Origin of the sequence: Polystyrenella longa, from assembly GCF_007750395.1 — a bacterium.
GTDB classification, from domain to species: domain Bacteria; phylum Planctomycetota; class Planctomycetia; order Planctomycetales; family Planctomycetaceae; genus Polystyrenella; species Polystyrenella longa.
This window is the reverse complement of record NZ_CP036281.1, coordinates 466,249-479,186: the sequence shown is the minus strand read 5'-3', so window position 1 is coordinate 479,186 and position 12,938 is coordinate 466,249. Positions and strand designations below refer to the sequence as shown.

Here is a 12,938-nt window from a genome sequence, read left to right as displayed (position 1 = left end):
AAATTGGAAGAAATCAGCGACTCTTCGCAGAACAGGAGTTTCTCGCTCTCCCACTCAATCTGGGCGTTGTGGTTATTACAACCCGAACCCGCAGGCTCGTCCGAATTTCTGGTAACAGGCGACGTGACATTTGACGGTCGATTCCCGATAATCAACTCGACCGCAAATCTCCATCGCTCCCTTCCACCAGGCAACTCCTTCATGACGACCGATCTCGACCTGCAGAATTACATCAGAAATATTCCTGACTTTCCCAAACCGGGCATCCTCTTTCGAGATATCACCCCCATGCTCGCCAGTCCGGAGGCATTTCAACAAGCCATCGATCTTCTTGCAGAAGAGTATAAGGACCAAGGCGTCACCGCCATCGTCAGTGCGGAAGCACGCGGATTCATTTTTGCCGCCCCGTTGGCCCTGGCACTGAAAGCGAGATTCATCCCGGTTCGCAAACCAGGGAAGCTCCCTTTCGATACTCACTCCTTTCACTACGAGTTGGAATACGGCACCGACACGCTGGAAATGCATACGGACGCATTGGAACCGGGCGATCGTGTTTTGTTACTCGATGACCTGCTGGCAACGGGAGGAACCATGGGGGCTTGCATCCAAATGACGGAAAAGGCCGAAGCAACGGTCGTCGGTTGCGCCTTCGTTATTGAACTTTGCGGATTGAACGGTCGCCGAAACCTGCGGGGCAAAGATGTATTCACTTTGATTGAATATCCGTAGCACGTTCAACGGCAAAGAGATGTTCGATGCCCCATTTCGATCCGCGTCATGACGAATCTACCCAGAACCTAAATCAGAACAGGAACTGAAACAAACCGATGTGGTACTCCCCCCAGCTTACACCACCCCAAGTAGTAGAGCGTTGCCAGCAGGTGCTGACTCACGCCTGGATGGTCCGTACATTCATTAAACATGGTGAAGAAGTGGAGGACTTTCCGGAGTTGATGGTCATCGTACGCGGCGTCTTCGACCTCAGTCTGGCCCTCGAATCACGGATCGAGAACCCTAAAGATTACTTCCAGATGCTGAAGAAGAAGCTCAGTCGTTTTCGAAAAGCAGTGGCAGAATTTCGGGATGATGCCTTTAACGCCTCCACGCATACCAACTTCCATCAAGCAGTCGCTTCCATCGAAGTCTGTCTGGCGGATTTGGAAGAGCTGCTTCAAATTGGACAGAAAAGTCTGGCCAATTCGGAAACGGGTCCCTTATGATGTACGATTAACCCTCATTTCCCTCAGGAGCTTCAGGAATGGATTCCCCACGTACTTCGCGCTCGCAATCCCCTCGTTCTGCCAGACCTGCCTCAAACACGTCTTCATCGGGATCTTCACGACCGTCCCGTTCGATCGCATCGCACTCAGGCAGTTATGACCAAACCGATAATGCCACGCAGACAGCCGTTCGGCCACAGACTGCAAAACCACGAGCTTCGCGTTCTCGAACTTCCAGCAGTACGTCCCCAGGTGGTCGCTCCAATCAACCGGGACAAAGTGCGCGACAACACCGGCGACCGGTCCAACCTTATTTGGGTGACCCGCTCCCGTCGTTCGGACCTGCCCCCGCCTGGATTGCGATCTCCCGAGGAGTCGCCCTGTTCCTGGGAGCTTTTCTACTGCTCAATCTACTGGGAGAAGTCCTCTCGGGAATGACGGACTCCACTCGCTGGTGGATTCATATGCAACCGCTTCCACCACAGATGGCGAATGGCCTGCTAGCCGTCTGCGGTGTGAGCCTGCTCGCGTTTGCTTTCAAACCCGATCTCCCCCGTGGAATCCGCATACTCGCCAGCCTGGTCCTGCTCTGTTGGGCAGGCTTCTTAGGTTTCACGGCGTATCAGTATTATCTCGGTTTGAAACTAGAGCAGTTCCATTCCTCATTCCCAGTTGCGTTCTCGCTTCACCTGCTTGCGATGCTGGCCGTTGTGTTTGCCGGGCTATGGAAACGTCATCAGCACAAGGTGAATAAATCTCGTGATTTCTTCCTTGGAATTTTCACGGTTGCGATTTGCCTGATCAGCTTTCCGCTCGCTCAAATGTTCTGCTATGGCCACACAGACCACCGCCGTCCGGCGGACTACATTGCCGTGTTCGGTTGTCGTGCACTGGAAGATGGAACACCTTCCTCTTCGCTTCGTAACCGCATGCTGACCGGGATTGAACTTTATCAGGAAGGTTTGGCTCCGACATTGCTACTTTCAGGAGGTCCGGGCGAAGGTGAGTTTCACGAGACTGCCGTCATGCGGCAACTCGCCTTGGAAGCGGGCCTGCCAGAATCGGCGTTGGTCATTGATGAACAAGGTTGGGACACAGGCGACACCATTTTCAATGTGAAACAATTTCTCACTCAACAACAGGGAATGGCTGCTCCCGGAGCTGCCTCACCAAGCGTATTGGCCGTCAGCAATTTCTATCATTTGCCTCGTATTCAAATGGTGGCCGATCGCGCCGGAATGGAATGGTACACAGTACCTGCTAACGACTCGACTCTACTTGAGGACCGAACTCTCTCGTTGGGAAGAGAAGTCGCCGCCTATTGGTGGTATTTCGTGGAACCGATCCTGCCAGCGACCATGATTCAGTAGCTCCTCCGGGTAGAATTTCGTTCAGCGATTTGCGAGTCCCTCCGCGGTGGTTTATAAAAGATGAGGCGACCACTCGGATTTCGCGCCTTGGTTTTCTTATCTGGAACTCGACGGATTCTGTTCCCAGCTGATTCAATCTCACTGAACTTCCTCTTGGAAAGCAGCCTCATGCGATTATTACTACTGACGCTTTGTTGCGCGCTCTCGTTCTCCTCCGCCTCCCTTTTCGCTCAAGATCGAGACATCAAGAATGTCGTCGTCTTCCAACAGGAAGGCCGATTTGCAGGCTGGCCTGCGAACTTCGGTATCTGGTCCTGGGGCGATGAAATTCTCGTCGGGTTTACCGACGGTGTTTATCTGAAAAACCCCACAGGGGGACACGATGTGTCCCGCGATGAGCCCTCCATCACTCGGCAAGCTCGCAGTCTGGATGGTGGAGAAACCTGGACGGTTGAAGAAAAGAACTGGTTGCACGATCAGGAAAAGATGCATGAATTGACCGAAGCAATCGACTTCAGCAATCCGGAAGTCGCCCTTAACTTAAAGGGTGACAAAATCTATTACTCGAAAGACAAAGGAAAATCGTGGGCGGGCCCTTACCAGCTTCCTACTTTTGGTCGCCCCGACCTACTTTCGCGTACTGACTACATCATTGAGGGTCCGAAGCAGGTAACGGCATTCACAACGGCAACAAAACAAAATGGGAAAGAAGGCCAACCTCTCTGTATGCGAACTAACGATGGTGGCCTCACCTGGAAACTGGTCGGCTGGATTATGGAAGAACCGGCTCAAGACTATGGCTACGCCATCATGCCAGCAACGGTCAGCCTGAACGAGAACAGTTACCTCAGCATCATTCGACGCGGCGGTCGAATTGACGGCAAAAAACAGTGGTGGCTGGAAACCTTCCTTTCGCCCGACAAAGGAATGTCCTGGTACGAGCTCAAAGATGAAACGATAAACAACGCAGGAAATCCAGCAACGCTCACGCGTCTCGACGATAACCGCTTGGCAATGGTCTACGGTTTCCGCCGAGCCCCCTACGGAATTCGGGCGAAAATTTCCGAGGACAATGGCCAATCGTGGGGACGCGAAATGATCCTCCGGGGAGACTCGGCCAGTTGGGACATCGGTTACCCTCGCACAGTAAAACGACCTGATGGCAAACTGGTTTCGATCTACTATTACCACACCGAAGGACAAGCCTTTCGGTTTATTGGTTGCACCATCTGGGACCCAGAGAACGCCTGGTATTAATCGTTCGTGATACCTGAATCAGAGGCTTTCGGGACCACTTAATACAATTGATAACATAAAAAAACCTCCGCCGATCCAGACAGGGTCGACGGAGGTTTTTATTTTGCGTGAATTAAATTCACTTTATTTGATGACACCGAATTCTTTCAGGCGAGCATCAGCTTCGGGTTTGGCTTTTTCGATGACCGATTCCAAAGTGACTGGTTTGCCACCCTGACGTTTGGATTCATCAGCCGCTTCCATGAAGGCGTAGATTTCAATTGTTTCCTGATTAGGAATGGGTGAAATGCCAGTTTTGAAGAACTTGGCCATTTCGACAACCAGTGGGCGGTATCCGCCGTATTTACCAATCTCACGAATCTCTTTGGTTCCAAAAGCGAGCCCCCCGTATCCGCTGGCTCCCTTGCGAATACCACGGAATCGACCGATGCGGCCATTATCCCAAACGCCAGTGACGGCTTCAAAGTCTTCGGTCTGTGTACGCACGACTGATTTACAACCAGCGCCCATGCAGGTAAACAAAGTTTCGACACCATGAATACCGTACCAGTACAAATCGGGATGGGTGGTTTCCAGCGATGCGGGGCTGTAAGCGTCGCAACCGAGAACGTCGCCAATGGCGCCATTACGAATCGCCTGGGCACCCTCGGCAAAACGGAGCGATGATGAAGAAAATATTGGGGTGTCGTAAATTTCAGACGCTTTAAAGATAGCCAGAGTGTCGGCCAGGCTACCGGCGATCGGTTTGTCGATGAACGTAAGTTTGCCCGCTTTCAGGCAGGGGATCAGTTGTTCGAGGTGCGGACGACCATCGTTGGTTTCCAGCATGACGACGTCGACTTTTTCCACCAGTTCGTCGATCGACTGAACGATTTCCACGCCCATCTTTTTGACTTCTTCGATGTACTTGGGCACGCGGGAAACGGAAGACTCAATGTCTGGACTTCCTTTAGGGTAGGCGGCGACCACTCTGAAACCGGCGACATCGGCTTCGGAGTTATCGACATTAAACGACTTGGTGAAGTTCGGCACATGAGAGGTATCGAGTCCAATAATACCGACTTTGATTAGGTCCGGCTCTGCGGCCGTCAGGTCCTGGTTGGTCAGGTTGGCGAAAGCCAAAGTCCCAACGAGTGCGAAAACGAAAAACGTACGTGCAGCAGAGATCATGCGAAATTCCTCAATGGTGTTAATAGTGGGGTGTTGTTAGTAGCGTTAACGGTGTTATTCGGAAATGAGTCATTTTCAAAAGTGAATACATTTTTTGACCCGCTTCATTATGTCACAGGAGGAAGTGGTTGCAATCGTCAAAGAGAAGTCTGGCAGTCAAAAAACTCCGATTCCAGAATGGAACCTCGATCGTGAAACTAATGGATAGGAGCATCCTTTTTGGTACTCCAAGAAAGATTTTTGCTCTCCGATGGTCTATAGTGTCCTTTCCTCGCCCCTCCCTTACCGGAAATCAGGATTTGGCACATCTTCCGGCAATTGACTTCAACATTTCGGGGCGACACTCAAAAAGAGCTCAGGATCCGATAGAATGACTCCTCCAGTCCCCTTCTCCATTGTTCCCTCACGAACTCGCAGTTTTGTGCGAGTGTCCTGTTTGTTGATCGTTTGCAGCCTGATTGCAGGATGCGAACGCAAACCGACGCCGATTTCTGAAACTCCACCGCCGGAAGTGACAATTGCTCAGCCATTAGAGCAGACTTTTGCCGACTTCGCTGAATTCACTGGCACGACGGAAGCGGTTGAACATGTTGAAATTCAGGCGCGCGTTACCGGTTACCTCGACAAGATCAACTTTGATGAGGGAGAACTGGTTGAAGAAGGGGAAGTTCTGTTTGAAATCGATCCCCGCCCATACCAGGCCACACTCGACGCCACCAAAGCGAAAGTCCTCCAGTGGGAAGCATCATTAAAAAAATCCCAGGCCGATCTTGCCCGTAATAAAGAATTGGCTGACCGGGGAGCACTTACTCCAGAGCAACTGGAAGCCTCGATTGCCGATGAAGGAATTCAGAGCGCTAATCTTGAAGGGGCGAAGGCGGATCTTCGTCAAGCAGAGCTCGATTTAACCTTCACGAAAGTCCTATCTCCCGTAGCTGGCCGCGTGAGCAAATCCAACCTGACGAAGGGGAATCTCGTGTCGGCTGTGAATATCAGCGGGATACCACTGACGACCGTCGTCAGTATGGATCCGATCCACGTCTACTTTGACGTGGATGAGCGAACCATCCTGAAAGCTCAGGCCGAACATCGTAAACAATACGGTGGAGAAGATAAGCGGAAACTTTCCGAAGTCCAATGGCCTGTCTGGATTAAACTGGCGAATGAAAATTCATTCGAGCATCAAGGAGTACTCGACTTTGTCGATAATCAGGTCGATTCGGGAACGGGAACGATTCGCCTGCGTGCTAAGTTCGACAACACGAACAATTTTTTGCTGCCAGGTTTGTTCGTGACGGTAAAGATTCCTCTGGGTAAGGAACGGCCTCATGTCCTCGTTCCCTCGCGTGCGATTGGAACGGACCAGGGAAATAAATTCGTCCTGGTGATTGATGAAAACAAGATGGCGCAATACCGGCAAGTGACTCCCGGATTGCAAACAGACGATGGCATGCGAGAAATCGAAGCGGGACTTCAAGCGGACGAATGGATTGTGATCGATGGTCTCCAACGGGCGCAGCCCGGCACGACAGTGAATCCTGTTAAACAGGAACTTTCTGCAGAAGAATCCGAATCAGAAGAGTCGCCGGAAAAATCACCTGCTTCAGAACCGGCTCCGGCGCAGGAGACTCCAGAATCCAAACCGGCAGAACCCGCGAAATAAAGTCGACCCGTCCGCAAGACTTTATGCGGTGCCTCACATCCTTACTTCTCTCAGCTTCCTCTCCCGTCATTGATAAAAGAGCTGTTAAAGGTTTCTGACCATGTTTTCTCACTTCTTCATTAACCGGCCAATTTTTGCGACAGTCTTGTCGATCGTGATCGTGATTCTAGGCTCGGTGGCGTACCTCGTATTGCCAGTCGCTCAGTACCCGGAAGTGACCCCGCCGACGATCCAGGTCTCGACCATTTATCCGGGAGCGAACGCGGAATCGGTTGCCGACACGGTGGCGACACCGATCGAGCAGGAGATCAACGGCGTTGAAGACATGCTGTATCTCTCCTCCAGCAGTACCAACGACGGTCAGATGAATATCGATGTAACATTCAAAGTCGGTACCGATATCGACATGGCCCAGGTCAACGTACAAAACCGGGTGGCCATTGCCATGCCCAAATTGCCCGAAGAAGTCACGCGTCAAGGGGTCACGACGAAAAAACGATCTCCCAGTCTGCTGATGTGTGTCAATATTGTTTCACCGGACGACACCTACGACGAACTGTACCTCAGTAACTACGTCACGATCCGTATTCGCGACGCGCTGGCCCGCGTCGAAGGGGTCGGCGATCTGATTGTCTGGGGGGCACGTGACTACAGCATGCGTGTGTGGCTCGATCCAAGTCTTCTAGCAGCCAGGGACATGACTGCAGGCGATGTTTTACGGGCTGTTCGTGAACAGAATGTGCAGGTTGCAGCTGGCCAATTGGGACAACCTCCTGTCCCTACTGGAGAAGATTTTCAGTTTACCATTAATACCAAAGGTCGCCTGAAAGAAGTCTCCGAGTTTGAACAGATCGTCGTGAAGACAGGTTCGAATGGCGAAACGACACATCTCAAAGATGTCGCCCGCATTGAATTGGGCGCGAAAAACTACGACATCAGTAGTTTGATCGATGGTAAACCTACTGTCACATTGGGGCTGTTCCAGTTGCCCGGCTCGAACGCTTTAGACACCGCGACCCGCATTAGGGAGCAGATGGAAACATTAAAGAAAACATTCCCAACTGGTCTCGACTACAAAATCGTTTATGACACGACTGGTTTTATTGAACAATCCATCAACGATGTTTTCGTGACTTTGTTTCAGGCCCTCGGACTCGTCTTCCTGGTCGTCCTGATCTTTCTACAAAGCTGGCGTGCGACGATCATTCCGATGGTAGCCGTGCCTGTCTCGCTGATTGGTACATTTGCGGGGATGGCGTTTTTCGGGTTCTCTTTGAACAACCTCTCGCTGTTCGGGCTGGTGCTGGCAATCGGTGTGGTCGTGGACGACGCCATCGTGATTGTAGAAAGCGTGCAGACGCACCTGGCGAATGGGCTTTCCAGTAAGGAAGCCTCGCGACGTGCTATGACCGAATTATTCGGTCCTGTTATTGCGACATCTTTGGTATTGCTCGCCGTGTTCATTCCGACCGCCTTCATGTCGGGCATCACCGGTGCGTTCTTCAGTCAGTTCGCATTAACGATTGCGGCGGCTGTAACGATTTCTACCTTCAACGCATTGACGCTCAGCCCGGCTCTCTGTGCTTTGCTGCTCAAGCCGGAAACAGCAAAACAGGATCCACTTGAGAAAGTGATGGACTTCGCTTTCGGTTGGTTCTTCAAGTTCTTCAACAAAGGAATGAACCTCAGTCGTGATTCCTACGCCTGGATTGTGCGACTGGTTGTCCGTGGCAGCATGATCACCCTGTTCATCTATGGCGGTCTGCTTTATCTAACGTATATCGGTTACCAGAATGTCCCCCAAGGATTTATTCCTGCTCAGGACAAAGGGTACCTGATTATTAACGCTCAGTTACCTGATGCTGCGAGCAAGGAACGAACAAGTGAAGTCATCGACAACATTAACGATATCGTGCTGAATACCCCCGGTGTGGGACACACAATCAGCATGACCGGGTTCTCTCTGGTCTCCTCAAGTAACCTGTCGAATGCCGGGACCGTCATCGCCGTGCTCGACCCGTTCGAAGAACGCAAGGAAGATAAAAATCTATATTCAATGATGATCCTGCAAAAACTGATGGGGCAATTCTCTGACATCAAAAGTGCACAGGTCATCGGCTTCGGGCCTCCGCCGGTCGACGGCGTCGGTAGCACGGGTGGTTTCAAGTTGCAGATTCAGGATGTGAACGCACGAGGGGGTGAAGCACTTCAAGCGGCGGTCGAACAACTGGGACAAGCGGCAACGGCGCAGCCCGGTATCGCCTCGGCCTTCACCACTACCAGTGTCAATCAACCTCAACTTTTCCTCGACATTGATCGAGAAAAAGCAAAAACTCTGGGAGTCTCGCTGAACGATCTGTTCGAGACCTTGCAAATCAATCTGGGTTCGGCCTATGTGAACGACTTCAGTAACTTCGGACGCAACTGGCAAGTGATTGCTCAGGCGGAACCGAAGAGCCGTATTCGCAAGGATGATATTGGAAGACTGAAAGTACGGAACTCATCGGGAGACATGGTGCCTATCGCGACGATGGTCACCATTGCAGAGATCACTGGTCCTTCCAAAATTTCCCACTTCAACCTGTTCCGTACGGCCGAGTTGAATGGAAACCCCGAACCTGGATTCAGTTCGGGCGATTCGATTTCGATTATGGATCAACTGTTCCAGCAGAAGTTTCCCACTGGCGAAATGGGATTTGAATGGACCGAACTGACATTACAGGAAATCATCGCCGGAGTGGATCCGATTTCCAAACTGGTCTTTCCTATGGCAGTCATTTTCGTCTTCCTGGTGTTGGCCGCACAGTATGAAAGTTGGTCGCTCCCGCTGGCCGTCATTCTGATTGTCCCTATGTGTCTGCTCTGTTCCATCGCCGGGGTCTGGCTGGTCGGAATGGACAACAACGTCTTCACTCAGATTGGTCAGGTGCTACTCGTTGGTCTCTCGGCGAAGAACGCGATTCTGATTGTGGAGTTCGCCCGCGCCCGACAGGATGCCGGGATGTCCCGATTCGATGCCGTGGTCGATGCTTGCCGATTGAGACTGCGGCCGATTCTGATGACGGCGTTCTCGTCCGTACTCGGCTTTCTCCCACTCGTTCTGGCATCGGGCGCAGGGGCAGAAATGCGATTCGCATTGGGGATCGGGGTCGTCTCAGGGATGTTGGGGGTTACCTTCTTCGGCCTGTTCCTGACACCGGTCTTCTACTCGGTTATCATGAAATTCGCGGACCGCAAGAACCCTGAGAATCCGGAACCTCCTCTTCAACCCGAGCCTGCCCCTCAACCGACACCCAAACCGGCTCCAACTCCGGCAACCACTCCCGAACCCCCTGCTGCACCGGCCTAAGCTGTATAAATACAGGGCTTTCGTAAGTTTTGGAAAAATTCTCACCGAGTTTTGATCCGACGGTCCAGAATACACGTTGTGATTGCTGGTGATCTCTTCGACAATGAGAAGATCATTGGCAGCCACTGTATTTAACAACTTCGTCTTGTCTGTCTGAACGTCTCGCTAACCACGACTCAGGAAACATGACTCAAGATTCCGCGACATTATTATTGATCGAACGTATCCGCCACGGAGAAGAAGAGGCGTGGTCGGAGTTCATCAATTTGTACGAGGGACGCCTGCTCGCTTTTGCCCGCAGTCGAATTCGGAATAATGCAGCTGCGGAAGATATTGTGCAGGAAGCCTTTTTGGGATTCCTCACCAGCCTGCCGAATTACGACCCGGCAACCAAACTGGAAACGTATCTGTTTACGATAACGTCTTACAAACTGACCGACCATTTACGCCGGGAAGGACGCCGCCCCGCCCTGTCGCTTACGACGTCTTCCTCTTCCATCGGCAGTCATGACCCGGTAGGCCGCGCTCGCCGAGCATCGAGCCTGATGCAGTCTCGCGAGGGAAAACAGCAGGAAGGGATCGTCATCGCCGAATGCCTGGCCGGACTCATCGAGCAGTGGCAAGAACAGGGAGAGTACGAACGGCTCATGTGCATGGAGCTGCTGTTCGTCCTGGGTTGGCCCAATAAACGGGTCGCCGAAGAATTAGACATCACCGAACAAGCGGTTGCCAATCATAAACATTTCACGCTTTCCAAGCTGAAAGAAGCGGCAATGCGTTCCCGTGTACTCAACTTCGATCTGTCGCAGTTTGGGATCGAGTCTATCTAATTCATCGTTTTTGAATTCTCCTCCGTACGATTATTGCCTCTGCCATTCTATTTGTCCTGGTGATTCCTGCCGCAGCATCCGACGAGGGGCTTTCCTGTCAGCGTGACAATGCCTATAAATGCGAGACAGGTTCTGCTGGAACTGCGCTGTTGTCGATCTAATTCCGCCACCCATTCGTACAAAGATTCTGTTTCCTATGTCGACCTCTCAAGTACTCGCCACCGACCTGGATGGCACTCTCATTCCTTTAGACGGAAATCCTCAAAATGTCGCCGACTTGCAGGAACTGAATACAAAACTGCGCGAGGGGGACGTCACTCTGGTTTTCGTTACGGGTCGGCATCTGGACGCTATACAGGCCTTGATCGTTCAACATTCACTGCCCGTTCCTCAGTGGATCATTGGCGATGTCGGCACGTCCCTCTATCAGAATGTCGGCGACATGGATTTCTCGCCAGTCAATGGATATGTCGAACATCAAGCGGAGATCACGGCCGCTTATCCCATTAAAGACTTGCGGCATGCGTTCGAAGGAATCGTGGGGCTGGTTCCTCAGGAAGACGAAAAGCAGGGTCAGTTCAAACTCAGTTACTACACCGATGCCGAACGGCTCCGTGACCTGTCCGATCGACTTATAGAACTGGTCGAAGTGAACGAAGCTCCTTACTCGTTAATCCAATCCATCGATCCCTTCACTAAAGGGGGATTGATTGATCTCTTGCCGAAATCGATCTCCAAAGCGTACGCGCTCGATTGGTGGCATCGTCATCAGGATCTTGATCGGGAGCAGACTTTATTTGCGGGTGATTCGGGGAATGACCTGGCTGCACTCGTGGGGGGCTACCGTTCGATCATCGTCGGTAATGCCGATCCGCAATTAGTGGACGATGTCCAAACGGCGCATAACAAAGCGGGCTGGCACGATCGATTGCATAAAGCAACCGGGGTCGCCACCAGCGGCGTACTCGAAGGCTGTCATCAGTTTAGTCTGTTCGGCAAACCTGGTTAATTGCCCAGTACGTTAGCGGTTTAATCTAATCCGAAAGGATGAAGCTGTGAGCCACGAAGTTCGGTGGAAGAGATGTCGAGACAAAACTCCGCCACAGGAATGAACTCAAACAGAGATTTAGCAGCGGTAGGCAATTCGACGTTTCGTTCTTCCAGTAATGTTCCGCCTATCTGACGCGGCGCCACCAGAAACTGGCAGCCCCTTTCTCTGAGTTGTTCGAATGCGAATAACATGTCTGACTCGCTTCCGTAAAAACGAGGATTGACCACACGGATGGCAGTATCTGCCCCGATGATGAATGTCACTTCCGTCATCTCAACCGACTTCTCCTGAAAGGTCGCGGCAGTCGAAAGTAAAACCGGCTCATCGGCAAACTGCCGTAATCGCCGAAAGAGAGAGAGATAATCCAGCGGTGGTTTATCGGCGTTACGAATCGGCATCTCGTAATGCACAGGGCCCCTCAATCTTTTCTCGGCCAGTGACTTTAACTCACGGTGACCCGTGTGAAGAGGGTTGAATGATCCCGAGAGTAGCCCTACCGGCCTTGGTTCGTCGCTAAGGCTCTGCGATTGCTGAACCCAGGTTCGGGTCCGTTCGCCCAACCACAGCTGTTGCAGTTCAGCGGTTGCGACTTGTTCGTATAATTCGTCGGCAGCGCGCGGGGGTTGCTCTTCCGGTTGATGAAACCAGTGGACGAGTTGCCGGAGTTCATCTGCAGTTACCGATTCCCACACCCAGCAGGCCGTACGGCAGACTGACTGTTCAAGCAATAACAGTTGATACGCTTCGCCGTCTCTGCCAGCCAGTTGCAAAGAACGAGGAACGATCATCCTCAAAAGGCAACCTGGCTCCAGCACGGCATGAAACTGCTCCATCGCCCGTGCGAGCGATTGGTGGCCGTCACCGTCGATCGAAATCAAATCTGGAGATGTCGATTCGACCAGCAGCGAACGCAGTTCAGCCGAGGGCGAATTCGCCAGAAGTACCCATCGTATTCGCGGAGAGAAAGTTAGTGGCGTCATCGTGCTACTATCGATACGTCAGAAGATCGTTCACCACCAAGAGGGGTA

At 52.0% G+C, this 12,938-nt stretch carries 10 protein-coding genes; 8 read left to right on the top strand and 2 right to left on the bottom strand.

Annotated features, from left to right (window positions below; all coding sequences use genetic code 11):
- Positions 1-201: 201 nt before the first annotated feature.
- From Pla110_RS01740 to Pla110_RS01725, 4 genes are all read left to right on the top strand, one after another.
- Positions 202-729: an adenine phosphoribosyltransferase gene (locus tag Pla110_RS01740; RefSeq protein ID WP_144992593.1), complete on the top strand. Its 528-nt coding sequence runs from the start codon at positions 202-204 to the stop codon at positions 727-729.
- 98 nt (positions 730-827) lie between these two features.
- The gene (locus Pla110_RS01735; protein ID WP_144992591.1) at positions 828-1,220 is read left to right on the top strand and encodes an amidohydrolase; all 393 of its coding nucleotides are present in this window, start codon (positions 828-830) and stop codon (positions 1,218-1,220) included.
- A 38-nt stretch (positions 1,221-1,258) separates the two neighbouring features.
- On the top strand, positions 1,259-2,590 hold the full coding sequence (locus Pla110_RS01730; protein WP_144992589.1) for a YdcF family protein: 1,332 nt from the start codon (positions 1,259-1,261) through the stop codon (positions 2,588-2,590).
- A gap of 168 nt (positions 2,591-2,758) precedes the next feature.
- On the top strand, positions 2,759-3,847 hold the full coding sequence (locus Pla110_RS01725; RefSeq protein WP_197440438.1) for a sialidase family protein: 1,089 nt from the start codon (positions 2,759-2,761) through the stop codon (positions 3,845-3,847).
- 123 nt (positions 3,848-3,970) lie between these two features.
- Here the strand turns inward: Pla110_RS01725 and Pla110_RS01720 are convergent, their stop codons facing one another.
- Positions 3,971-5,017: a Gfo/Idh/MocA family protein gene (locus Pla110_RS01720; RefSeq protein WP_144992586.1), complete on the bottom strand. Its 1,047-nt coding sequence runs from the start codon at positions 5,015-5,017 to the stop codon at positions 3,971-3,973.
- Between the two features lie 370 nt (positions 5,018-5,387).
- On the opposite strand from Pla110_RS01720, the gene Pla110_RS01715 reads away from it, so the two are divergent.
- From Pla110_RS01715 to Pla110_RS01700, 4 genes are all read left to right on the top strand, one after another.
- On the top strand, positions 5,388-6,680 hold the full coding sequence (locus tag Pla110_RS01715; protein WP_144992584.1) for an efflux RND transporter periplasmic adaptor subunit: 1,293 nt from the start codon (positions 5,388-5,390) through the stop codon (positions 6,678-6,680).
- Between the two features lie 100 nt (positions 6,681-6,780).
- On the top strand, positions 6,781-10,029 hold the full coding sequence (locus tag Pla110_RS01710) for an efflux RND transporter permease subunit (protein WP_144992582.1): 3,249 nt from the start codon (positions 6,781-6,783) through the stop codon (positions 10,027-10,029).
- Positions 10,030-10,214: 185 nt separating this feature from the next.
- Entirely contained in the window at positions 10,215-10,859 is a 645-nt protein-coding gene (locus tag Pla110_RS01705) for an RNA polymerase sigma factor (protein ID WP_144992580.1), read from the top strand.
- 196 nt (positions 10,860-11,055) lie between these two features.
- The gene (locus tag Pla110_RS01700) at positions 11,056-11,868 is read left to right on the top strand and encodes an HAD-IIB family hydrolase (protein ID WP_197440437.1); all 813 of its coding nucleotides are present in this window, start codon (positions 11,056-11,058) and stop codon (positions 11,866-11,868) included.
- 20 nt (positions 11,869-11,888) lie between these two features.
- Here the strand turns inward: Pla110_RS01700 and Pla110_RS01695 are convergent, their stop codons facing one another.
- Entirely contained in the window at positions 11,889-12,890 is a 1,002-nt protein-coding gene (locus tag Pla110_RS01695; protein WP_144992576.1) for a nucleotidyl transferase family protein, read from the bottom strand.
- Positions 12,891-12,938 lie beyond the last annotated feature (48 nt).